The organism is Rhodococcus sp. Ni2, from assembly GCF_021352185.1.
GTDB classification, from domain to species: domain Bacteria; phylum Actinomycetota; class Actinomycetes; order Mycobacteriales; family Mycobacteriaceae; genus Rhodococcus_F; species Rhodococcus_F qingshengii.
Genome location: NZ_WOXZ01000002.1, coordinates 2,216,766 through 2,240,652 on the forward strand (window position 1 = coordinate 2,216,766; position 23,887 = coordinate 2,240,652).

At 63.5% G+C, this 23,887-nt stretch carries 20 protein-coding genes; 13 read left to right on the top strand and 7 right to left on the bottom strand.

Annotated features, from left to right (window positions below; genetic code table 11):
* Positions 1–66 precede the first annotated feature (66 nt).
* The 7 genes from GN300_RS23925 to GN300_RS23955 all read left to right on the top strand — a co-directional run bounded on the left by GN300_RS23925 (position 67) and on the right by GN300_RS23955 (position 7,326).
* On the top strand, positions 67–813 hold the full coding sequence (locus GN300_RS23925) for a class III extradiol dioxygenase subunit B-like domain-containing protein (protein ID WP_063316519.1): 747 nt from the start codon (positions 67–69) through the stop codon (positions 811–813).
* The gene (gene miaA, locus GN300_RS23930) at positions 801–1,736 is read left to right on the top strand and encodes a tRNA (adenosine(37)-N6)-dimethylallyltransferase MiaA (RefSeq protein ID WP_063316518.1); all 936 of its coding nucleotides are present in this window, start codon (positions 801–803) and stop codon (positions 1,734–1,736) included. Before GN300_RS23925 ends, miaA begins: the two co-directional genes overlap by 13 nt.
* Before the next feature lie 84 nt (positions 1,737–1,820).
* A complete protein-coding gene (locus GN300_RS23935; RefSeq protein WP_063316517.1) occupies positions 1,821–2,492 on the top strand; it encodes a class F sortase in 672 nt (223 codons plus the stop codon).
* 32 nt (positions 2,493–2,524) lie between these two features.
* On the top strand, positions 2,525–3,394 hold the full coding sequence (gene dapF, locus GN300_RS23940) for a diaminopimelate epimerase (RefSeq protein ID WP_063316726.1): 870 nt from the start codon (positions 2,525–2,527) through the stop codon (positions 3,392–3,394).
* Between the two features lie 75 nt (positions 3,395–3,469).
* Positions 3,470–4,945, top strand: coding sequence for a GTPase HflX (gene hflX / locus GN300_RS23945; protein WP_003942213.1), 1,476 nt, complete (start codon positions 3,470–3,472; stop codon positions 4,943–4,945).
* Positions 4,946–4,955: 10 nt separating this feature from the next.
* Positions 4,956–5,945, top strand: coding sequence for a hypothetical protein (locus GN300_RS23950; RefSeq protein ID WP_232330032.1), 990 nt, complete (start codon positions 4,956–4,958; stop codon positions 5,943–5,945).
* Between the two features lie 55 nt (positions 5,946–6,000).
* Positions 6,001–7,326 carry an esterase family protein gene (locus tag GN300_RS23955; protein ID WP_233405687.1) on the top strand — a complete coding sequence of 442 codons (1,326 nt, stop codon included), beginning with the start codon at positions 6,001–6,003 and terminating at the stop codon, positions 7,324–7,326.
* A 39-nt stretch (positions 7,327–7,365) separates the two neighbouring features.
* On the opposite strand, the gene GN300_RS23960 is transcribed toward GN300_RS23955, so the two are convergent.
* The 4 genes from GN300_RS23960 to GN300_RS23975 all read right to left on the bottom strand — a co-directional run bounded on the left by GN300_RS23960 (position 7,366) and on the right by GN300_RS23975 (position 11,568).
* The gene (locus GN300_RS23960) at positions 7,366–7,623 is read right to left on the bottom strand and encodes an HPr family phosphocarrier protein (RefSeq protein ID WP_003942144.1); all 258 of its coding nucleotides are present in this window, start codon (positions 7,621–7,623) and stop codon (positions 7,366–7,368) included.
* 97 nt (positions 7,624–7,720) lie between these two features.
* On the bottom strand, positions 7,721–9,790 hold the full coding sequence (locus tag GN300_RS23965) for a fructose-specific PTS transporter subunit EIIC (protein ID WP_063316514.1): 2,070 nt from the start codon (positions 9,788–9,790) through the stop codon (positions 7,721–7,723).
* A gap of 18 nt (positions 9,791–9,808) precedes the next feature.
* Positions 9,809–10,804 carry a 1-phosphofructokinase family hexose kinase gene (locus tag GN300_RS23970; RefSeq protein WP_007735190.1) on the bottom strand — a complete coding sequence of 332 codons (996 nt, stop codon included), beginning with the start codon at positions 10,802–10,804 and terminating at the stop codon, positions 9,809–9,811.
* Positions 10,801–11,568, bottom strand: a complete 768-nt coding sequence (locus GN300_RS23975) for a DeoR/GlpR family DNA-binding transcription regulator (protein WP_003942134.1) — start codon at positions 11,566–11,568, stop codon at positions 10,801–10,803. Before GN300_RS23975 ends, GN300_RS23970 begins: the two co-directional genes overlap by 4 nt.
* Positions 11,569–11,759: 191 nt before the next feature.
* Here GN300_RS23975 and GN300_RS23980 point away from each other — a divergent pair, with 191 nt between their 5' ends.
* The 3 genes from GN300_RS23980 (at position 11,760) to GN300_RS23990 (ending at position 16,121) form a co-directional block, all read left to right on the top strand.
* Positions 11,760–13,433, top strand: a complete 1,674-nt coding sequence (locus GN300_RS23980) for a putative PEP-binding protein (protein WP_050655800.1) — start codon at positions 11,760–11,762, stop codon at positions 13,431–13,433.
* 75 nt (positions 13,434–13,508) lie between these two features.
* Positions 13,509–14,789, top strand: a complete 1,281-nt coding sequence (locus tag GN300_RS23985; RefSeq protein ID WP_003942232.1) for a uracil-xanthine permease family protein — start codon at positions 13,509–13,511, stop codon at positions 14,787–14,789.
* Between the two features lie 189 nt (positions 14,790–14,978).
* Complete coding sequence (locus GN300_RS23990; protein WP_007735194.1) at positions 14,979–16,121, top strand: acyl-CoA dehydrogenase family protein; 1,143 nt, start codon at positions 14,979–14,981, stop codon at positions 16,119–16,121.
* A gap of 92 nt (positions 16,122–16,213) precedes the next feature.
* Here GN300_RS23990 and lexA read toward each other — a convergent pair whose 3' ends face one another.
* On the bottom strand, positions 16,214–16,942 hold the full coding sequence (gene lexA, locus GN300_RS23995; protein ID WP_007735195.1) for a transcriptional repressor LexA: 729 nt from the start codon (positions 16,940–16,942) through the stop codon (positions 16,214–16,216).
* Positions 16,943–17,221: 279 nt separating this feature from the next.
* Here lexA and GN300_RS24000 point away from each other — a divergent pair, with 279 nt between their 5' ends.
* Both GN300_RS24000 and nrdR read left to right on the top strand, forming a co-directional pair.
* On the top strand, positions 17,222–17,935 hold the full coding sequence (locus tag GN300_RS24000) for a LysM peptidoglycan-binding domain-containing protein (protein ID WP_054782108.1): 714 nt from the start codon (positions 17,222–17,224) through the stop codon (positions 17,933–17,935).
* Between the two features lie 194 nt (positions 17,936–18,129).
* On the top strand, positions 18,130–18,627 hold the full coding sequence (gene nrdR, locus GN300_RS24005) for a transcriptional regulator NrdR (protein ID WP_030535543.1): 498 nt from the start codon (positions 18,130–18,132) through the stop codon (positions 18,625–18,627).
* 286 nt (positions 18,628–18,913) lie between these two features.
* Here the strand turns inward: nrdR and hrpA are convergent, their stop codons facing one another.
* Positions 18,914–22,819, bottom strand: a complete 3,906-nt coding sequence (gene hrpA / locus GN300_RS24010; RefSeq protein WP_063316513.1) for an ATP-dependent RNA helicase HrpA — start codon at positions 22,817–22,819, stop codon at positions 18,914–18,916.
* A 101-nt stretch (positions 22,820–22,920) separates the two neighbouring features.
* Here hrpA and GN300_RS24015 point away from each other — a divergent pair, with 101 nt between their 5' ends.
* Positions 22,921–23,550, top strand: coding sequence for a Pr6Pr family membrane protein (locus GN300_RS24015; RefSeq protein ID WP_003942129.1), 630 nt, complete (start codon positions 22,921–22,923; stop codon positions 23,548–23,550).
* Here the strand turns inward: GN300_RS24015 and GN300_RS24020 are convergent.
* Positions 23,521–23,838 (bottom strand): DUF2322 family protein, encoded by a 318-nt coding sequence (locus GN300_RS24020; RefSeq protein WP_003942194.1) that lies wholly within the window; start codon positions 23,836–23,838, stop codon positions 23,521–23,523. The two genes, GN300_RS24015 and GN300_RS24020, sit on opposite strands and share 30 nt — an antisense overlap.
* Positions 23,839–23,887: the final 49 nt, after the last annotated feature.

The window sequence follows — 23,887 nt, forward strand, 5'->3', positions numbered from 1 at the left end:
CTCCGACTATTGAATCAGGTAAGAGGGTGTGAGGTCGCCACCTCGGGGTCGACTAGCGTGGCAACTGTGTTGACTTCCGCTGTTCTCGTCCCCTCGGCGCCGTTACTCGTGCCGGAATTGTCCGGTGATTCGGCCGAGTCCGCTCAGGTGCGCGCTACAGCGATAGCCGCCGTGCGCCGGCTCGCTCACGAGGCGGTGCACTGGGTGGGCGTCGGCGTCGACTCCGAGAAAGCAGCAGGCGAACTCTGGCGATCGGGCGTCGGACGTGGGCAGATCGGTACGTTCGCTGGATTCGGCGCCGATGTCCGGACGTCACTGGACGCGGATGCGGCAGGCGAACCGATGCCATCTCTCGAACTGTGCGCCCTTGTTGCCGGCTGGCTGCGTGGCCGAACAGACGTGGAGATAACCGTCGACATGCACGTCGTCAGTGCAAAGGCGTCGGCGAATGAATGTCGTGAATTCGGGCAGCAGCTGCGCAAGCAACTCGACAGCGACAACCGACCGCAAGGGCTTCTGATCGTTGCTGACGGTGCGTCCACGCTGACGGCAAAGGCGCCAGGAAGCTTCGACGAGCGCGCCGCGGGTGTGCAGTCGGCCATCGACGACGCCCTGACGGCCGGGGACCCGGAGGCGCTGCTTGCTCTCGATCCGCGGCTCTGCCGCAGTGTCGGAGCCCAGGGGCGCGCGGCGTGGCAGGTCCTGGCCGGTGTCTTTACGGGCTCGTCTCGGTCGGCCCATCCTCGCGCGACGGTCGACTACAGCGATGCGCCGTTCGGCGTCGGTTACCACGTCGGGACGTGGCGGCCGTGAACGTCCCTGAAGAACTTCGCCCGATCGCAGTTGTCGGTCCGACAGCGTCGGGAAAGTCCGATCTCGCGCTGGCACTGGCCGAGGAATTCGGCGGTGAAATCATCAACATCGACGCGATGCAGCTCTATCGCGGCATGGATATCGGGACCGCCAAACTGACACCGGCCGAGCGCCGTGGGATTCCGCATCACCTGCTCGACGTTCTCGATGTGAAGGAGACCGCCACCGTCGCGCGTTATCAAAGCGACGCGATCGCGATCGCCGAGAATCTGATCGTGGCGGGCAAGGTTCCGGTGATCGTCGGCGGATCCATGATGTACGTCCAGTCTCTACTCGACGAATGGTCCTTTCCGGCAACGGATCCCGAAGTTCGTGCGAAGTGGGAGGCAGTGCTTGCCGACGGTGGGGTCGGTGCGGTGCATACGGCGCTTGTTGCTGCTGATCCGGTAGCAGCGGCGTCGATACTGCCGACGGACGGTCGGCGGATGGTTCGGGCGCTCGAGGTCGTCGAGCTGACAGGTCTGCCGTTCGCGGCCTCGGCGCCGCAGATCGGTGACCCTCGATGGGGAACCCGCATTCTCGGCGTGGATCGGGATACGGAAGAACTCGACGCCCGGATTCGGTTGCGAACCGAGCTGATGTTTTCAGGCGGACTTGTCGACGAAGTCGCCGTACTCGTCGAGCAAGGATTGCGTGAGGGCGTCACAGCGCCGCGAGCCATCGGCTACGCACAGGTGCTCGCACATTTCGACGGTGAATACGATCTGGCCGAAGCACTCGAACGGACGTTCATCGGGACGCGGCGCTACGTTCGCCGCCAACGATCATGGTTCCGTCGTGACGCACGCGTGCACTGGCTCGACGGTGCCGATCCGGAGCTGGCTCGCTCGGCCTTCGCTGCCCTTGCATATCGCGGCCTGTAACACGATCGCCCCGATCAGCTATCTTACAGTTAGCTCTTTCGCGATCCATTCGTTTCGCGATCGACGGACTGGAGGACAACGAACATGGCGCAGACCGGGACACACGCGCGACCGAGAGGCCGACGCGCGGGTCGGCTGCCGCTTCTCCTACTGCTCGTCACATTTCTCGCGGTCGGCGGGGTGCTCGTCTATTTTGCGGTGAGGGCGGCCGGGAAGCCCATCAGCGCACCTGTTCCCGAAGCACCCTTCGACGTGGGAGCTCCAACCGATCCAGGGGCGACGTGGGCGCCTGCGCCAACGGATCTGCCGCCGAACACGCTCGCGATTCCCGATCTCGATGTGCGAGCCGACATCGTGACCAGTGGGTTCGGCGCCAACCGCGGAATGATCCTTCCGCATCCTGACAAGGTTTCGCATTTCACCAACGGTGTGCAGTTCGGATCTTCGGAGGGCACCAATCTTGTTGCCGGCCACGTCGACGACGGTGATCGCACGCACGGCGCCTTGTGGGCGCTGCACCAGATGAAGCCCGGAACACCGATCTACGTGAGCGACGACACCGGAACGATGTTCACCTATCACGCAGCGAGCCTGAAGCTGTACGAAAAGGTGGCTTTGCCGGCCGAGTTCTTTTCCGAAACGGGTGCGCCCAGGCTGGTCCTCGTGACCTGCGGCGGCGCAACCGTGCCCGACCCCTCGTTGCCGTCCGGCTTCACGTACGAACAGAACGTCGTGGTCACCGCGTCACCTGCGTGAGTCGGTCGGCAGGTCCGGATAGGATGGCGACCATGGATTTCAGTAAGGGCCACGGCACGCAGAACGACTTCGTTGTTCTCCCTGACCTCGACGTTCGGGTCGATCTCGAGCCGGCGCGAGTTTCAGCGTTGTGTGATCGTCAGCGTGGCCTCGGCGCCGACGGCATCCTTCGTGTCGCCCGGGCAGGCGCACTTGCGGACGCGGGCGTGCTCGGTGCGCTGCCCGACGGCGTCGCTGCCGAAGACTGGTTCATGGACTACCGCAACAGCGACGGCTCCATCGCGGAGATGTGCGGAAACGGAGTTCGCGTATTCGCCCACTATCTCAAGGCCTCGGGCTTGGAGAGCAAGGACGAGTTCGTGGTCGGCAGCCGCGCCGGAGCGCGTCCGGTCGTGGTGCACGGCTACGACGCCACACATGGTGACGTGACCGTGGCGATGGGCCCGATCAAGGACCTCGGCACCAGTTCGGCAACAATCGACGGCCGCGTCTTCGCCGGCGTCGGCATCGACGTCGGTAATCCGCATTTGGCGTGTGTCGACGAGCACGTGACGGCAGAAGTTTTGAGTGCGCTCGATTTGAGTGTTTCTCCGGGCTTCGATCCCGGGTTCTTCCCGCACGGGGTCAACATCGAGATCGTGACGCCGATCCACGACGGTGGGGTCCACATGCGCGTACACGAGCGTGGTGTGGGCGAGACTCGTTCCTGCGGAACCGGAACGGTCGCAGCTGCGGCCGCGGCGCTGAGGTACGACGGCCGCGATGAAGGCTCGGTACTGGTGCGCGTGCTCGGCGGCGAGGTACAGGTCACCGTCGAAGGCGGCAAAGGGTCGTTGCGGGGGCCCTCGGTTCTGGTGGCGAGCGGAACGATCAGCGACGCGTGGTGGCAATCGCTTGTGTGATATCGCCCGCGGGAAATACGCCTGCAGGAAATACGGATGCACCGTGGCCAGGTTTCGTGGGACCATGGATCTTGTATGACGAACACACATGAAAACGAAGAGTCCACCGCTCACGAGCAGTCCGAGTACGCGCAAGCCGAATACACGGCAGCGTCCGCATCGGGCAACCCGTCGACCGGTGAGATGCAACTCGCAGATCGCGGCGCCCTGCGCCGCGTGGCCGGTCTGTCGACCGAGCTCGAGGACGTCACCGAAGTCGAGTACCGCCAGCTTCGACTCGAAAGAGTTGTCCTGGTCGGCGTCTGGACGCAGGGAACTGCCGAGCAGGCCGAGGCGAGCATGACCGAGTTGGCCGCACTTGCCGAGACGGCCGGCTCCGAGGTCCTCGAAGGACTGGTTCAGCGTCGCGACAAACCCGACGCTGCCACCTACATCGGTTCCGGCAAGGCGCAGGAACTGCGCGAAGTAGTCCTGGCGACCGGCGCCGACACCGTCGTCTGCGACGGTGAGCTGACGCCGGCGCAGCTCACGGCGCTGGAGAAGATCGTCAAGGTCAAGGTCATCGACCGGACAGCTCTGATTCTCGACATCTTTGCTCAGCACGCCACGTCTCGTGAGGGTAAAGCCCAGGTGGCTTTTGCTCAGATGGAGTACATGCTCCCGCGTCTGCGTGGTTGGGGCGAGTCGATGTCGCGCCAGGCCGGTGGCCGTGCCGGCAGTAACGGCGGTGTGGGCCTGCGTGGTCCCGGTGAAACGAAAATCGAGACGGACCGCCGCCGTATTCGTGAGCGCATGGCAAAACTACGCCGCGAGATCAAGGGCATGAAGGCCGCTCGCGACACCAAGCGCACACGTCGACTGCAGAGCGACATCCCGTCGATCGCCATCGTCGGATACACCAACGCGGGCAAATCGAGTCTGCTCAATTCGCTCACCGGATCGGGTGTGCTCGTGGAGAACGCGTTGTTCGCCACCTTGGACCCGACCACTCGCCGCGCAGCACTCGACGACGGCCGCGAGTACGTACTCACCGACACGGTCGGCTTCGTGCGACACCTGCCGACTCAGTTGGTCGAGGCATTCCGCTCGACTCTCGAGGAAGTAACCGACGCGGATCTGCTGCTGCACGTCGTCGACGGTTCGGATCCGTTGCCGACAGAACAGATCAAGGCTGTTCGGGAAGTCGTCACCGATGTTCTGCGCGAGACGGATTCGAAGGCTCCGCCGGAGTTGATCGTGGTCAACAAGATCGACGCGGCAGATCCGGTTACGTTGACGCAACTGCGTGGTCTGTTGCCTGGTGCCGTGTTCGTCTCGGCGCGGACGGGTGAGGGAATCGCCGAACTAAGAGCACATCTCAGCGAGGTGCTGGTTCGGCCGGAGGTCGAGGTCGACGTGCTGGTGCCGTACACGCGCGGTGACTTGATGGCTCGAATCCACTCGGACGGAACGATTTTGGAATCGACTCACGAAGAGGCGGGAACGCGGGTGCATGCACGCGTGCCACAGATGTTGGCCTCGGCATTGGTCGAGTACGCACCTAGTGCGTAGTTTCGGGGCCGTGGTCGCGGTGATTGCTGCGACTACGGCAGCCGCACTGCTTCCCGGAGCGCTCGCACAGGCGTCGTCGTTCGAACCGAGCGAGTTCGCCCCACTCTGTACGCCTACCGATCCTGCGCTCCAGGAGTTGTCGGGGATGGTCGTCGTCGACGATCGGATCTACGCGATGGGTGACGGCGGCAGTGACGACTTCGTATTCGAAATGGACCTGAACTGTGTTGTCCAGAAACAGATTCCGGTCCCGATAGATCCTTACGACGTCGAAGATCTTGCGGTGAGTGGGCGAACGCTCGTTCTGTCGGACACCGGTGACAACCTCCGGACCCGCGAAACAGTGGCGTTCATCACGATGGACCTCGATTCCGGTGACGGTACGTTGCACCGCCTCACGTACCCGGACGGTGCGCACGACACCGAGTCGATACTGCTCGACCCCGACGGCCACGTTTTTGTCGTGACCAAGGAATTGTTCGGCGAAAGCAGTGTCTACACACCGGTCGGGGATCAGAAACTGAGTGACTTGGCGCAGCCCGGCCCGACGCCGCTCGAGCGCGTCGGAGCCGTGTCCCTCGGACCGGAGAAGCCCGTGTCGGTGATGTTCACCGGGGGAGCGGTGTCGTCGGACGGTTCGGCGATCGCACTTCGGAGTTACTCCGACCTGTACCTGTACGAAGTCGTGGACGGCGGAATCGGCGCGACGCTCACCGGTACCGAACCGCTGCGGATCCCGCTCCCGAAGGAGCCTCAGGGTGAGGCGGTGGCATTCAACGATGCGGGCGATGTTCTGATCGGTTCTGAATCTGCCGGCGGAGCGTTGCCGCCGGTGTACGTGATGCGAGCGCTCGTGGACGCGACAGAAGCGACGGCTGACTCGTCTGACGGTTCGGTCGGTGTCGGGGTCGATCCGTGGACATTCGTGTGGGCCGGGTTGGTCGCGGCAGGATGTGCGATCGGGGGCGCGGCATTCGTGAGATTTCGACGACGCCGCTGATTCCCGATAATTCCACGAATTCGCAGACCGACGGTAGATGTGGATACTGGAACGAATGCACGGGCATCAACTCCTGACGCGGCTCTCGCGTATGTCACTCGAGCACGGACACATCACCGCAGCGCTGCTCGTGGGTTCCGTCATCGTCGGCGTCGGCACGTTGCTTCTGCTTCGGTGGTTGCCGCGTCGGGCCGCGTTGGTCGCGCTAGGTCTGTCAGTGCTCGGATCAGCCACCGGTGCGATGTTCGTGTGGCTCAGCTTTCGGCCGCTGCCCGCGCAGCTACCGGCGTCGAATTTTGTCTGGATAGCGCTGGCGATGTTCGGAGTCATCGGCGCCGCACTCGTTCTCCTTCGGCGCCCAGGGCTTGCGCGGGGCCTTTCGGTGACGGCATTCGCCGGGCTGGCCGCGATCGTCGCAGTAGGTCAGGTCAACGCGCAGACCGGCACCTATCCCACACTCGGCTCACTGGTCGGGCACTGGCCGGTCGGGTCGGTCGAGAACATTGCCTTCGATTCGCTCCCCGGGGCCGAACCTTGGGTACAACGGGGACTGCCCACCGAAACTCATTGGCAGGTTCCGGTGCGGATGCCGAGCAACGGTGTCGTGACGGAAGCGGCGATTCCAGGAAACGTTTCGGGATTCGACGCGAGGCCTGCGACGCTGTATCTCCCGCCGGCCTATCTTGCCGATCCGCGTGCCGAGTTGCCCGTACTGGTGTTGGTGGCGGGTGAGCCCGGCAGCCCCAGCGACTGGCTGGACAGTGGCCGGCTCGCGACCACCGTCGACGCCTATGCGTCGAGGCATTCCGGGCTTGCTCCCGTCGTGGTGGTGCCCGACGCGTTGGGGGACTACGACGCCAACCCCGGCTGCATGGATTCTGCGCTCGGCAACGTCGCGACGTATCTGGACCAGGACGTCCCGAACTGGATCGAATCGAACCTTCAAGTGAATCCGGACGCTGCGCAATGGGCTATCGGTGGGTTCTCCTACGGCGGGACATGCGCGATCGAGATGGCCGTGAACTTCCCGGACCGATACCCGTCGTTCCTGGACTTCTCCGGCCAGGACGAACCGTCGACCGGTGATCACGAGGACACCGTGGCGGCCATGTTCGACGGTGACGAAAGCGCGTTCGACGCGGTCAACGCCCGAGACCTGATGGCGCAGAATCGGTATCCGCAGTTGTCGGGTGTATTTGTCGCGGGTGAGGACGACGACATCTACCGCCCTCAGCAGGAGATCATGTTCGAGGCTGCACGCGCCGCCGACATGAACGTGGACTACTACACCCTTCCCGGCGGGCACTCGGGTGATGTGTGGGGCACTGCTCTGGAACTCGAAATGGACTGGCTGGGCCGGACACTCGCACTGACTCCGTGAGAGTGTCCGGCCCGCTACACAGCACCGACTGACATCAGGTCAGGCGTCGAGATCAGCGGCTACCAGCTCGGCGACCTTGGCGAGTGCGTCGGCGTCGTCGGACTCGATGGTTACTTCGGTGTCCTTGGCGGCTCCGAGCGTCATGATCATCAGTGCCGACCCTGCATCCACCGGTTCGCCGTCGGCGACTGCGAGGGTGACCGTGGCGCCGGAGGCTCCGACTGCTTCGGCGATGAGAGCGGCGGGGCGGGCGTGGAGGCCGACTGCGGAACCGACGGCAACTGTCTTGCTGGGCATGGGATCTCCTCGTTGTAGAACTGTCGTTGCGGACGTTATGGGGTGTTCGGGCAGATCTGGTGACTCAGGTGGTGACTGCAGCGTTGCCTGCTGTCGATCATGCCGCAGCGGGCACGATTTCGGGGTCGAGTTCGGCATCGGACGGCCCCTTGCGGAAGAACTCCTTGGCTCCGACGACGGCGAGCGCAGCTACCACGGTTCCCGCGGCGAGCGAGACCAGGAACCAGCCGATTCCGCCGACTGCGAAGAAGACGAAGATCCCGCCGTGCGGGGCGCTGAGAGTGACGTCGAAAGCCATGATCAGCGCGCCGGTGACCGCGCCGCCCGCCATCATCGAGGGGATCACGCGAAGCGGGTCGGCAGCGGCGAACGGAATCGCGCCCTCGGAGATGAATGCCGAACCCAGCAACCAGGCAGCCTTTCCGTTCTCCCGTTCGGCTTCGCTGAAGAGCTTGGGACGCAGCACCGTCGAGGCAAGTGCCATGGCAAGCGGCGGAACCATACCGGCAGCCATGACAGCCGCCATGATGCGCAAAGTGGCCGGGTCGTTGACGTTGAGTCCGGCGACGGCGAAGGCGTAAGCCGCCTTGTTGACCGGTCCACCGAGGTCGAAGCACATCATCAGGCCGAGAATGATGCCGAGGAAGATGGCCGAGCTGCCGGACAGTCCGTTGAGCCAGTCGGTGAGACCGGAGGTGATCGCGGCGAGCGGACGCCCGAGGACGATGAACATCAGTGCTCCGACGACCAGCGTCGCGAACAGCGGGATGATCACCACCGGCATCAGGCCTCGCAGCCACTGCGGGACGGCGATCCGGCCGATGTAGAGCGCGACGACACCGGCGATGAGACCACCGACCAAGCCGCCGATGAAACCGGCACCGACGAACACGGCGACCGCGCCGGCTGTGAAGCCGGGAGCGATGCCAGGCCGGTCGGCGATGGCGAAGGCGATGTAGCCGGCCAACGCGGGCACCAGGAAGCTGAATGCCAACGAACCGATCTGGAACAGCACTGCGCCGAGATAGGTGGCCAGACCACCGTCGGGAAGGTTGGTGATCGAGTTGTTGAGAACGATGTCCTTGGCCGGACCGGAGATCTCGTATCCGCCGAGCAGGAAGCCGAGTGCGATCAGCAGACCGCCGGCCGCGACGAACGGGATCATGTAGCTGACACCCGTCAGGAGGACCTGACGGAGGTGGGTGCCGAATCCTACGGAACCGGCATCGGAATCCGCGGCCGCTGCGGCGGTGCCGTCAACGGTGGCGGCGGCGGGATTCTCGGAGGCGCGCAACGCTTCTGCGAGCATCTTGTCCGGCTCGTTGATTGCCCGCTTCACACCGGAAGCGACGACGGGCTTACCGGCGAATCGTTCGCGGCCCTTCACGCCGACGTCGGTGGCGAAGATGACCGCGGCGGCTCCCGCGATCACCGAAGGGTCAAGGGGGGTGCTTCCGCTTGAACCTTGCGTTTCGACGTGCACCTTGACGCCGGCGCGTTCACCCGCGGCGACGAGTGAGTCCGCCGCCATGTAGGTGTGAGCGATTCCGGTCGGGCAGGCGGTGACCGCGACGATGTGACGCTCCGCGGGCGCTGGTGCCGGGGTCTCCTCGGTAGCGTGTTTCCCGGTGGAAACAGGTGCCGGGGGTGTCGCTGCCGCAGCCTTTGTTGCAGGATCCTTCGGTGCGGGATTGAGTACCTCGTCGACCAGTCTCACGATCTCGTCCGGCGTCGACGCTTCACGAAGTGACGTGACGAACGCGGGCCTGACGAGTGCTCGGGCCAAGGAGGAGAGCAGCTTCATGTGCTCGGCCCCGGCGCCTTCGGGTGCCGCGATCAGGAAGACCAGATCGGCGGGGCCGTCGGGTGCACCGAAGTCGACCTTCGGATCGAGTCGAGCAAACCCCAGGGACGCGGACGAGACAGCCTCGGCGCGGCAGTGGGGAATTGCGATTCCGCCGGGCAGTCCGGTCGCGGACTGCGCTTCGCGAGCGAGTGCGGCATCGACCAGTCCCGCGGCGTCGCTCGCCCGCCCCGCTGCAGTCAATCGCGCTGCGAGAGAACGAATGACATCTTCCTTGGTCGAACCCAGGTCGGTGTCGAGTGAGATCAGTTCGGGACTGATGATCTCCGGGCCGGAACTGCCGGCTGCGGTGGTATCGGACATGTCAGGTTCCTTAGGGCGTCAGGCGAGTTCGGTGGGGACGGGGATGGGAGAGGCGGCATCTGCTGCAGATACCGAAACCGCTGCCAGATCGATCTGTTCGGGTGTGGGAAGGGTTGTGCCGGGAAGGGAGGCAGCGGCGCTTCCGTAGGCGACCGCGTGACGTAGCCGCTCGGATTCCGAGCCGCCGCCCGCTTCGGCGAGGATGTAGCCGGCCAGCGATGAATCGCCTGCGCCGACGGTACTGACTGCGACAATCGGGGGAGCGGTGGCGATCCACGCGCCGTCGGCCGTGACGAGGACGGCACCGGCTGCGCCGAGCGTGGCGAGCACGCTGCCGACGCCGCGATCGACCAATCGCTGCGCCGCCGTGATCGCAGGCCCGGGATCACCGTTCTCGGCAGCACGTTCGAGGACGTGGCCGTCGACGCCGGTCAGTTGCGCGAGTTCCTCGCCGTTGGGTTTGAGCAGATCAGGTGCCGAGCCGGGGAAGCCTTCGGCGAGTGCCGTCAGTGGGGCGTCCGAGGTGTCGACCGCCACCTTGCACGGGTGATCGCGCAGCGCGGCGACCAGTTCGCCGTACCACCCCAGCGGAACGCCGGGAGGCAGTGAGCCGGACAGCGCGAACCACAGTGCGGTATCGGCGCGGGCGATCAACTCCTGTGCCAGGGCGTCGAGCGTCGAACCGGACAGCGTTGCGCCGGGTTCGTTGATCTTCGTCGTGGTCCCGTCCGGTTCCGCGATGGTGATGTTGGTGCGAGCCGGACCCGTTGTGGCGACGCCGATGTGGGGAATCCCACCGGCTGCGAGCGCCGAGAGCAAGGGATCGCCACCATTTCCCGGTAGCACCGCGAGCACGTCGAGGTCGGCTGCGGCGAGAACACGCGCCACGTTGACCCCCTTGCCGCCGGGGTCGCTGCGAGTGGAGTGGGCACGTAGGACGGAGCCTCGTTCGAGCCGTTGCTCGAGTTGTACGGTCCGATCGATACTCGGGTTGGCTGTCAGTGTGACGATCATGCGATCACCACCTCGATTCCGTGGTCGTGGAACTCGGATGTGTCTGTGGGACTGATCTCTTCGTCGGTGATGAGGACGTCGATGCTGTCGAGTGGCGCGAAGCTGATCAAGTGCTCGCGGCCGACTTTGCTGGAATCGGCCACCACGACAACGTGATTGGCGGCCTTGACCATCGCTCGTTTGACGGCGGCCTCTTCGCTGTCCGGGGTGGAGAGTCCGTGCCCGACGCTGATCGCATTGGTTCCGACGAAGGCGACGTCGACCCGCAACGTGCTCAGCAGGCGCAGAGCGTCCTCGCCGACCGCGGCTTGCGTCACCCCGCGTACTCGTCCGCCGAGCAGGATCAGGGAAATCGAGTTCATCGATGCCAGTCGTGCGCCGATCGGCACGGAATTGGTCACGGCCGTGAAGTCGTTCTCGGTCGGTAGTTCGGGGATCATGCGGCCCGTAGTCGTGCCCGCGTCGAAGATGACGCTGCCGCCGGTAGGAGGGAGATAGGTGACCGCGCAGCGGGCGATCCGGTCCTTCTGTTGCGCGCGGGTCTGATCGCGTTCCGCCATGCCCGGTTCGGTCACATGGAGGGATCCGGTCGGAACGGCGCCGCCGTGTACACGCCTGATCTGTCCGATCCGCTCGAGGAAGGCCAGATCGCGACGCACGGTCTCGGTGGTCACACCGAAGGTCTCCGACAGCGCCGCCACGGACATGCGTCCGCGCTGCGACACCATGGTGCCGATCGCTTGTTGGCGTTCTTCCGCGTACACGTGCTCTCCGATTCCGAAATGTGATCCGACGGTGCGTTGTGGATCACAGTGAATGTTGCTTTATGTTGTTTTACGCCCGAGTGTGTTGACATGTCAAGACTTGGGAGTAATCTTCGTCACAACGAAGGTGCGGGCTTTACGCGCTCGAGGTGATCCGGTGTGACACCGGGCCCATCGCTCAAGGAGGACAGATGACCGAACAGCTCAACCGAATCACCGTGCACGGCACCCCCGTCGTGCCCGGAATTGCCTACGGCCCGGCTATCTGGCCGTCCAGCCGACCAGAACTCGTCACCGATGCGCCCGCACTCGACGAGGCCGATCGAGAGGCCGCTGCAGACGCCTTCGTCGCAGCAGCGAAGGCTGTCGAGAACCGCCTTCTCGGACGGGCTGCCGAAGCCACAGGCGCGGCCGCCGAGGTCTTGCAGGCCAACGCGGCGATGGCAGCCGATCGCGGCTGGATCGGGGCGGCAAAGAAGTCGATCGCCGGCGGAGTGCCCCCAGTGCAGGCTGCGATCGCGGCGACGGAGCAGTTCGTGGTGCTGTTCACCAAGGTCGGCGGTGTGATGGCCGAGCGCGTCACCGATCTCGAGGACATCCGCGACCGCGTGATCGCCGAACTCTCCGGATTGCCCGAACCCGGAGTTCCGATGCCCGAGACGCCGTCGGTGCTGTGCGCGGACGATCTGGCTCCTGCGGACACCGCGGGCCTCGATGCAACCAAGATCATCGGACTCGTGACCATCTTCGGCGGCCCGACCAGCCACACGGCAATCATCGCGAGGCAGTTGGGCATCCCGTGCATCGTGGCTGCGAAGGAATTGGAATCCATCGCGGCCGGAACACCGATTCTGATCGACGGAACCACCGGCGACGTGATCGCGGAGCCGGATCCCGAACAGGCGCGCGAACTGGTCGAACAATCCCGGATCGATCGCGAACGCGTCAGCACGTGGACCGGACCAGGCCGGACGTCGGACGGTCGGCCGGTAGACGTTCTCGCCAATGTTCAAGACGGCGCGGGCGCTCGCGCCGCGGCGTTGACCGCAGCGGGAGGCATCGGGCTCTTCCGGACCGAACTCTGCTTCCTCGGCCGTGAGACCGAACCGACCGTAGACGAGCAGGCGGCGATCTACGCCGAAGTTCTCGAGGCCTTCGCAGGCAAGAAGGTCATCATTCGCACGTTGGACGCGGGTTCGGACAAGCCGCTCAAATTCGCCAACCACCAAGAGGAAGCTAATCCGGCCCTCGGCGTTCGTGGGGTCCGAATCGCCTGGCAGGACATGGGGATTCTCGACCGCCAGCTCGACGCGATCGCCGCAGCAGCGGCGTCGACCAACTCGTCCCCGTGGGTCATGGCGCCGATGATCGCCACCCCGGCCGAGGCGAAACGCTTTGCCGATGCGGTGCGGGCACGCGATCTCGTTCCCGGAGTCATGGTGGAGATCCCGGCGGCGGCGCTGCTGGCCGACCAGATTCTCGAACACGTCGAATTCCTCTCGATCGGTACCAACGACCTCGCTCAGTACACGATGGCCGCTGATCGGATGTCCTCCGAACTCGCCGACCTGACCGATCCATGGCAGCCCGCGGTGCTCGCCCTTGTCGCACGTACGGCCCAGGCCGGTCAGGCGGCAGGCAAGCGTGTCGGCGTCTGCGGTGAGGCGGCCGCCGATCCACTGTTGGCCTGCGTACTTGCCGGTCTCGGCGTTTCCTCGCTGTCGTGCGCTGCGGCGTCGGTCGCGGGTGTGGGAGCGAAGGTCGGGTCCGTCACCATGGCGCAATGTGAGGCGGCTGCGGCGGCCGTGCTGGCAACCGGTGATCCCGTGGCAGCGCGCAAAGCGGCGGCTGACGCAATCAGCTGAAGTGGTTTCGTCGGTCTCGGTCGGAGACCGAGCGCCTGACCTCTAGTATTTCGACCTGTGATCGAACGAGAAACAATGACCGGGACCGGCGGAATCGGCTGGACTGTCCACGGAGACGGCAAGCGGATCGCCGACGGCGCCGTCGTGGCGCCGGACGAACGACTGAGTTGGCCGCGCACCATCGGGATCGGGATGCAGCACGTCATCGCGATGTTCGGAGCGACACTGCTCGTTCCGACCATTACCGGCTTTCCCGTCACGACGACGCTGTTGTTCTCGGGTATCGGCACCGCGCTGTTCCTGCTCATCACCCGGGGCCGGATCCCCAGCTATCTCGGTTCGTCCTTCGCGTTCATCGCGCCGCTGACAGCGTCAGCAGGGTCAGGCCCGGCCGCGCAGCTCGGTGCCGTCATGGCCGTCGGCATCGTGTTGATGTTGATCGGCGTCGCCGTACGTCTGATCGGCAGCCGGGTCATCGACGCCGTCATGCCGCCGGTAGTGACAGGCGCCGTCGTCGCGCTGATCGGTCTCAACCTCGCTCCGACGGCGGTCGGCTCCTTCGAATCGCAGCCGCTGATCGCCACGGTGACGCTCGTTTCGATCCTGCTGGTCACGGTCGTCGGTCCCGGGCTGCTCGGCCGGTTGGGCATTCTGGTCGGCGTCGTGATCGGCTGGGTCTTCGCCGCGGTCATCGGTGGTCTCGACAGTGAACGAGTGTCCGCTCTGCGCGAAGCCGACTGGTTCGGGCTGCCGAGTCTGCACGGACCGTCGTTCGACTGGTCGGTGATCGTGCTCGCGCTGCCCGTGGTGATCGTTCTGGTCGCCGAGAACGTCGGACATGTCAAGGCGGTGTCCGCCATGACGGGTAAGTCCCTCGATGATCTGGCCGGCAATGCGCTGTTTGCAGACGGTCTCGCCACGACCTTGGCGGGCGCCGGCGGCGGATCCGGAACCACCACGTATGCCGAGAACATCGGGGTCATGGCAGCGACGCGTGTGTACTCGACCGCGGCGTACTGGGTAGCGGCCGCCACCGCCGTGATCCTGGCATTTTCGCCCAAATTCGGTGCACTGGTCTTCACGGTTCCGAACGGCGTCATCGGCGGTGCGACGATGGTTCTCTACGGACTCATCGGCATTCTCGGTGTGCGCATCTGGATGGAAGCGAAGGTGGACTTCACCGATCCGGTCAACCTGACCGTCGCCGCTGCCGCACTGGTTGCCGGCATCGGGAACCTGACGCTGACCATTGGTTCGGTCGAGCTGGGCGGCATCGCTTGGGGGTCGATCGGCATCCTGGTCGCCTACCCGATCATGCGATACCTCGCCAAATTCCGTACTTCGAGTAACAGATAACCGCTACAGTCACGAATCGTGATCGTTCGGGTCATCGACGGGTATCGCAACAGGTTCTACCGTCGGAGGCAGTGACGTGGGCCCGCGAACTTCGGCGTGCCCAGTCTCAGCGAAAACATCCCGACCGGGTACATCGTCCCCACCGGGTACATCACTGAAGTGCCGTATATCGAATTGCAAGGAGTCGGCGTGGAGCGCACCCTGTTCGAACCGGAACATGAACTCTTCCGGGAGTCGTACCAGAAGTTCTTGGCACAGCACGTGGCACCGAACCACGAGAAGTGGGAAGAGCAGAACATCGTCGATCGTGACGTCTGGGTCGAGGCCGGAAAGCAGGGATTCTTGGGAACCGCGGTACCTGAGGAATTCGGCGGCGGCGGTGTCAAGGATTTCCGCTACAACGCGATCATCACCGAGGAAACCACCAAGGGTGGCTTCAGTGGTATCGGCTTCACGCTGCACAACGACGTGGTGGCGCCGTACCTCCTGGAGTTGACCAACGAGGAGCAGAAGCAGCGTTGGCTACCCGGATTCGCGTCGGGTGAGCTGATCTCGGCGATCGCGATGACCGAACCGGGTACCGGTAGCGACCTGCAGGGCATCAAGACGAAAGCAGTTCGCGACGGGGACCACTGGGTACTCAACGGTTCGAAGACCTTCATCACCAACGGAATCAACGCCGACATCATCATCGTTGTCGCGTGCACCGACCCGGACAAGGGTGCTCAGGGCTTCAGCCTCCTCGTGGTCGAGCGGGACATGCCCGGCTTCGAGCGTGGACGCAATCTCGACAAGATCGGCATGAAGGCTCAGGACACCGCCGAACTCAGCTTCACCGACGTACGCGTTCCCGCTGCCAACCTGCTGGGCGAAGAGGGAATGGGCTTCTTCTACTTGATGAAGAACCTTCCCCAGGAACGACTCTCGATCGCCGTCGTTGCTGCCGCCGCAATGGAATCGGTTCTCGAGAGCACGATCCAGTACTGCCGTGACCGCAAGGCATTCGGCAAGTCCATCGGCAGCTTCCAGAACACCCGATTCGTACTGGCCGAATTGGCAACGGAGACCACGGCAGTGCGCATCCTGGTGGACAAGTTCATCGAGCAGCTCAATGCCGAGAAGCTGACCGTGCAGGAAGCTGCGATGGCAAAGTGGTGGACCACCGAAGCTCAGGTCAAGCTCATCGACCGCTGCCTCCAGCTGCACGGAGGCTACGGCTACATGAAGGAATACCCGGTTGCCAAGGCGTACATGGACTCTCGTGTGCAGACCATCTACGGTGGCACAACCGAGATCATGAAGGAGATCATCGGACGCTCGTTGAACCTCTGATTCGGGTGATGCACCGCTGATCGTCACGAAAAGACTCTGGGCCCCGGCTGATGCCGGGGCCCAGAGTCTTGTGATCGAGGGTGCGAGCGAACTCAGATCTTCCGCATGACCGTGACAACCTTGCCCAATATGACGGCGTTGTTGCCGGGAATCGGCTCGAAGAGGTCGTTGTGCGGCATCAACCACACCTCCTTCTTCGTACGCTTGAACGTCTTCACGGTGGCTTCGCCGTCGATCATTGCGGCCACGATGTCACCGTTCTCGGCGACGTTCTGCTGACGGACGACAACCCAGTCGCCATCGCAGATCGCTGCATCGATCATCGACTCACCGACAACCTTGAGCATGAAGAGCGAACCTTGGCCGACGAGCTCGCGGGGGAGTGGAAACACATCCTCCACAGCTTCCTCGGCGAGGATCGGTCCGCCGGCAGCGATGCGGCCCAGAATGGGGACGAACGCCGGCTCTGGCAGCGGGTCGGCACTGTTGTACTCGCCGGAATGCTTCGACACCGACGCGATGGCGGTATCGGCCGCAACCTCGTCGAGACCCCGAACATCGACTGCACGAGGGCGATTGGGATCGCGTCGAAGGAAGCCCTTGCGCTCCAACGTTCGCAGTTGATGCGCGACCGACGACGTGGAGGTAAGCCCCACCGCATCCCCGATTTCGCGAATGCTCGGCGGATACCCGCGCTCCGTCACCGAATCGCGGATCACTTCGAGAACGCGCCGCTGACGCTCGGTGAGCGTCTCGCTCGACGGAGACGGAACTGCAGAAGCTCCTGCCTCCGCGGCTGTGCTGGAGCGATCGTCCTTCATGGCCTGTTGCCTCCGTGTCTGAAGAAGTCGTGTCTGAAGAAGTCGTGTCTGAAAAACAGCCTGCAAAAGTGCCTGCAAAGTGCCTGGTGCAAGTCGCGCAGAAACCTGTCGGTGCCTCCTGCCAACATTCGAGCTGTCGACAAACACGGAGGCTTTCGCAATTCCCGCTGTGTGGTCTGACACGAATCTAGCCGGATTTGCTCGCGGTTTCAAACATCTGTTCGATTCGTGTCGCTCCAAGTAGAGACATTGTCGGCCAGGCGTGGTAGAAATTCGAACATGCGTTCCATCGAACGCATGATCGAACACATCGATCGGTGTCGACCAGCGGAGGTCACGATGGGTAACGCAGCACTGAAAAGCAACAGGGTTTTCGACGACGCGATTGGTTTCGACGCGTTTGGTTTCGACGGTACGTCGGCACTGAAGTACCACCCCTCGTTCTATGGGCCCGATGCAGACGCTGTGTCCTTCGAACGGCGCGGAGCGGCCGAAATGCATGGCGTGGCCAGGGACGTCGACAACGAACCGCAGGCGGCCGTCGTTCGCCGGGTTCCGGCGGTGGGCGCGGTTTCAGGTTCGCGTTCATTGCGCGAATCTCCTCGCCGGTGGGACAGCGAGCACGATTCGTCACGCCCGTACGGAGGAAGTTTCGCGCACCGAAACAGGGTCGGTGTGTCACGGGTCGAACATGAAGTGGCCGCCGAGGATGTCACTTGGAAGACGGTTTTCCTGGGCGCCGTATTCACCGCATTCGCAGTGTTGGCGTTGGTGGGGATCGGCGCTTTGTCGAGTGGTGACGTAGCTGCGACAAACGGCGCGACCGAAGTGGTTCGTGTTGCCGCGGGTGAATCCCTCAGTGATATTGCTGCCAAGGTTGCACCTGGCCAGGCTGTCGGTTCGGTGATCGAGCAGATCATGGATCTCAATGCGATGTCGAGTTCCGGACTGTCAGTGGGACAAACGCTGATCGTGCCGGCCTCGGGGCGCTGACCTACCCCGTACCGGGCGGGGGCGTACCGAGCGTGAGAGCAGTCCGTTCACAGCGAGTAAGCTGTCCACTTGACAGTCCCACCACCTCGGGTGGTCGCGTTGAGTACGTGGATCTGCTCTGTAAATCGTCGGAGGATTTGCAGTCGGTAGCGAATCTGAGTTGCGGCCATTTCGGCGACAACGAAGGAACCCCGATGCATTGCCCGTTCTGCCGGCACCCTGATTCCCGAGTGGTCGATTCGCGCGAGGCCGACGAGGGCCAGGCGATCAGGCGGCGTCGTTCGTGCCCCGAGTGTGGCCGCCGATTCACCACGGTCGAGACGGCAGTTCTCTCGGTCGTGAAGCGCAGCGGCGTCACGGAGCCTTTCAGCCGAGAAAAGGTTGTCAAAGGTGTGCGTCGCGCATGCCAGGGCCGCCAAGTGGACAACGATTCGCTGAATTTGCTCGCCCAGCAGGTCGAAGATGCCGTTCGAGCTTCGGGTTCTGCCGAAATTCCCAGTAACGAGGTAGGGCTCGCGATCCTCGATCCGCTTCGAAATCTCGACGAAGTCGCCTACCTGCGATTCGCATCGGTGTACAAGTCCTTCAGCTCGGCTGCGGATTTCGAACGTGAGATCACCGACATGCGCGAGCATGCAGAGACCCGTGCCGCCGAGAAGGCTCCCGGCGCCGAGACCGTTTCCGTCGACTGAGGCCTTCGCCTCAGATAACGCTGAGAGCACAGAGCGGTCTTAGGTAACGCTGAGAACACAAAGCGAACAATCGAACAAATCGGGCACGTTATTCGCTTAGTGTCTACCAGGTACGTTCGTCCGCATCTCGGATCTTCACGGAGGCGTTATGAACTTAGTTGCAGTTCTCGGAGTCGTGAACAGCCTGGTAACCCTCGGGTTCGCCAACACTGTTGCCACCTTTGGCGGTTTCCTCACCAACGTCAACATTCAGACAATCTACTGATCGCGCAATTCTCGCCGAACATCAACGCTTGATCGCTTCGATAGCTTTCAGGACTCGCTTTTCGGAAATCGGTGTGGGTGTACCGAGGGACTGCGCAAACAGGCTCACGCGCAGTTCCTCGATCATCCAACTGATCGCGTCGACATCTCGAGCAGTGCGACGCTCTTCGGGAAGCGAACTCAACAACCGGTCGTACGCTGCGTACACCCGGTCGAGGACATCCATAGCCTGCTGATCTCGTTGTGCACTTGCGGGCAGAGCTTCGAGACGGAATTTTGCTGCGGCAAGATACCTCGGTAAATCGCGTAGGCGGGCCGATCCCAGTTCGGCGACAAATCCCGGAAACAGCAGTGAGGTCAGCTGTTCTCGGACGTCGTCGGCTGCCTCGCTGCGCGAGCGGTCCAGCACGACGCTCAGTTGGTGTGCTTGTTCGAGGATCGGAACAATCATGCGCAGGATCGCGGAAACGCGTCCGGCCAGTTCGGAGCGTGCGATCTTCACCAGGGCATCGAACGCTTCAGGCGTGCGTACCGGTCCACCGTGAGCCGCAATCACTTCGTTGGCAGCTGCCACCCGGCAATCTTCGACGAGGGCCTCCAAGCCGCCGTCCGGATTCTGGCCGAGAGCCAGACGCTGAGTGTTCGACAAGCCGGCGGTCACTGCCTTGAGTTGGGTGGGAACGGCCGCGAGGAGAAGCGCCCGCGTACCTTCCCTCATCGCCTGCGCCTGCGCGGCCGGCGTACTCAGGACACGAACGGCAACTCCGCCGTTCTCCGGCACCAGAGCTGGGTAGCCGGTCACCTGCTGTCCGCCGATGGAGCGAGTGATGGTCTGTTCCAATGCGCCCAGCGTTTCGGATGTCCAGACGGTTGCCGCTGCCCGTTCGGTTCCGGTTGCCGCCTTGGCCACTTCCTTCTGCACGCGCGGGGCGAGCGTGCGTCGTAGCTGCGCCAGATCCTTACCCTTCGCGAGCACCTTGCCCGATTCGTCCTCGACGACAAATGTCATCCGAAGATGGTCGGGCAGCGCGGCGGGATCGAAGTCCTTGGCGTCGATCTGGATCCCGCCCAAGTGCGAGAGTTCGCGGGCCATCGCGGTCATCAACGGCTCGGATCGAGGTTTGACTGCTGCCAATGCTGCGGCGGCATAATCCGGAGCCGGAACGACAGCGCGTCGAATGTTCTTGGGCAACGTCTTGATCAGAGCGGTAACGAGATCGACGCGCATACCGGGGACCAACCAGTCGAAGCCGACCGGCTGAAGTTGCGCGAGCAGGCCGACCGGGATGTGCGCGCTGACGCCGTCGTCGTCCTTTCCCGGCTCGAATTGGTAAGTGAGTGGAAACTGCATGTCGCCTTGGCGCCAGGCGTCCGGGTACTCGCCGCCCAGTACTGCAGCTGCGTCGGAGTTGACCACCGTTTCCGGTGTGAAAGTCAGCAGACTCGGATTCTTGCGCCGCTCGGTCTTCCACCACTGGTCGAAATGCTTGGCGGATACGGCTTCCTGGCCGATACGTTCGTCGTAGAACTCGTAGAGAGTTTCGTCGTCGACGAGGATGTCGCGTCGGCGCGCGCGGTTCTCGAGTTCTTCGACGTTGTCGAGGAGTGCACGGTTTTCGTGGAAGAACTTGTGGTTCGTCTGCCATTCGCCCTGCACGAGCGCATGGCGGATGAAGAGATCGCGAGAGGCCTCGGGATCGATTCGTGAGTACGTCACTGCGCGGCCGGTTACCAGAGGAACTCCGTAGAGAGTGACCCGCTCGTATGCCATCGCCGAGCCGCGCTTGGAGGACCAGTGCGGTTCGGAATAGGTCCGTTTCACCAGGTGCGGGGCGAGCTTTTCAGCCCACTCGGGTTCGATACGCGCGGACATGCGCGCCCACAGCCTCGACGTTTCCACGAGTTCGGCGGCCATGACCCAGCGTGGTGGCTTCTTGAACAGTCCCGATCCGGGGAAGATCGCGAAGTGGCTGCCCCTGGCGCCGAGGTAGTCCCGCTTCTCGCCCTCGCGTAGCCCGATATGCGAGAGCAACCCGGCAAGGAGCGACTGATGGATCGCGTTCTCGCTTGCCGGTGTCTCTCCCACTGTCCAGCCAAGACCGCGGGTGATCTGCCGGAGTTGCCCGTGCAAGTCCTGCCATTCGCGGATGCGGAGCCAGTGCAGGAACTCGTTCCGGCACATCTTGCGAAACTGGTTGGAGGACAGATCGTTACGTTGTTCGCGTAAGTAGTCCCACAGTTTCAGGTAGGCCAGGAAGTCGGAGTTCTCGACGTTGAAGCGGGCGTGCTTTTCGTCGGCGGCTTGCTGGAACTCGGCGGGCCGCTCGCGAACGTCCTGGATGGACAACGCCGCGACGATGACAAGGGTTTCGTGAAGGCAACCGTTGTTCTTGGCTTCCACCAGCATCCGTGCCATCCGCGGATCCACCGGAATCTGGGCCAGCTCGCGGCCGACCGGCGTCAGTTCGGGGTGGCTGGCCTCGGAACCTCGCGCGATGGCGCCGAGTTCTTCGAGGAGTCCGATTCCGTCCTTCACGGCGCGCTGGTCCGGCGGTTCGACGAAGGGGAATGCCGCGATGTCGCCCAGGCCGAGGGCCGTCATCTGCAAGATCACGGATGCGAGGTTGGTTCGCAGGATCTCCGGTTCGGTGAATGCCGGCCGTGACTCGAAGTCCTCCTCGGAATACAGGCGGATGCAGATTCCTTCGGCGACGCGGCCGCAACGCCCGGAACGCTGACGAGCTGACGCCTGCGAAATGGGCTCGATCGGCAACCGCTGAACCTTGGTGCGCACCGAATATCGCGAAATGCGCGCTGTGCCCGGATCGACGACGTACCGAATGCCGGGAACGGTCAGCGAGGTCTCGGCCACGTTGGTGGCAAGGACGACGCGTCGGCCGGTGTGCGGCGAGAACACTTTGTGTTGCTCGGCGGCAGACAGCCGCGCGTACAGCGGGACGATTTCGGTGTTGCGAAGACGCCGATCGCGTAAAGCATCTGCGGTGTCGCGAATTTCGCGTTCGCCGGAGAGGAAGACCAAGATGTCGCCTTCGCCCTCCGCGCTCAGCTCGTCGACCGCCTCGCAGACCGCGTCGACGGGATCGCGGTCGAAGGTGATGTCGCCGGATTCGACGGTCAGTGGCCGGTAACGCATTTCGACAGGGAATGTTCGCCCGGATACCTCGACGATCGGCGCGGGCTTACCGTCGACAGCGAAGTGCTTGGCGAAGCGCTCGGGATCGATGGTCGCCGACGTGATGATGACCTTGAGATCGGGTCGGCGGGGGAGCAGCTGAGCCAGGTAACCGAGGATGAAGTCGATGTTGAGACTGCGTTCGTGCGCTTCGTCGATGATCAGCGTGTCGTAGCGTCGGAGCATACGGTCGCGCTGAATTTCGGCGAGGAGAATGCCGTCGGTCATGAGCTTGACGTAGGTGCGGTCCGAGACCTGGTCGGTGAACCGCACGGTGTATCCGACGGCGTCGCCGAGTTCGGTGTCGAGTTCTTCGGCGATACGTTCGGCAACGGTGCGTGCTGCCAACCGGCGCGGCTGTGTGTGTCCGATCAAACCGCGGACGCCACGTCCGAGTTCGAGACAGATCTTCGGGATCTGGGTTGTCTTACCCGAGCCGGTCTCGCCGGCGACGATGACAACCTGATTCTCCGAGATCGCGGTCGCGATGTCGTCCTTGCGCTGACTGACGGGCAGAGCTTCCGGATACGAGACTGCGGGAACATTGGCGGAGCGTGCGGCCAACCGTGTGCGCGCCGTTTCGATTTCCTCGGCCAGCGCCACCAAAGCGTCTGGTGTGCGGGCACGGTCGAGTTTGCGACGGAGTCGACTCTCGTCGCGGAGTGAGACCTGCGCCAGCGCGCTCTTCAGGTCACTCCGCTTGGGGGAGAGCGGGGCCGGTGGTGATGTAGACATGCTGATGACAGCCTATCGAACGCGTTCACAACTACCGCTCGCAGATCGTGCTGATGTGCAAATATCGACCAGTGACGACAAATACCGCAAATGAGTCATCGGTGCCTGTCTTGTCGACGCCGATCGCCGTGCGAGCCCTGAGACTGTTGTTTGCTGTGTTCGGACTTGCCGCTTTGCTGTGGATCCCGATCCGTGACGCGGCTGAGCTGTCTCTGTCGAACTATCTGAGCTACTTCACCATCGAGAGCAACATTCTTGCGGTGATCGTGTTGCTGGTCGGTGCAATTCGAGATCCACAATCGCAGGCGTGGCAGTCGATCCGAGGGGCGGTGACGCTGTACATGGTGATCACCGGGATCATCTACGCCGTGCTCCTGGCCGATATCGACGTCAATTTGAACGATGCCTGGATCAACTCGGCACTGCATCGGATTCTTCCCCTGGTCATGCTTCTCGACTGGGTGTTCTTCGCTTCGAGGCACAGGATCTCCGAAGCCCGCTCACTGCAGTGGCTGCTGTTTCCGGTGATCTACGCGGTGTACACGTTGATTCGAGGGCCGATCGTCGACTGGTATCCGTATCCGTTCATGGATCCTCGCCACCAGGGCTATCTGGCCCTGTTCATCGGATTCGTCGTACTGGGCATCGCGATGGCCCTGATGGCGTTGGCGGTCAATGCCGTCGGACGGCTGGGAGCCGGGTTACGCGGACGGAACGCTGCGAAGTCCTAGGGGATTGCCGGAGGCGAGCACCTGCTCGAGGCGGTCCACGTTCGGGTGCTTACCGGGGTTCGCCCGGGCGTCCTCGGTGTGCTCGGCGAAGATCGTCAATCCTGCCGAGGCGGCTTCGGGTGTCAGCGCGCCGTAGACCTGAGCGAGATGGTTGTACACCTTGACCGAGCCGGACTTTCCGGGCTTGTTCTCCACGGTGTCGATGACGTTTCCGTCGGCGTCGAGTACCTCGATGGCGGCCAGATGATCGATGGCGGGCAGTGCTGCAAGATTGTCGGCAAAAGTCATGGTCGACAGATTACGGGTGCGCCCGTGAAAGCCGGTGCCGGGCGAGCGC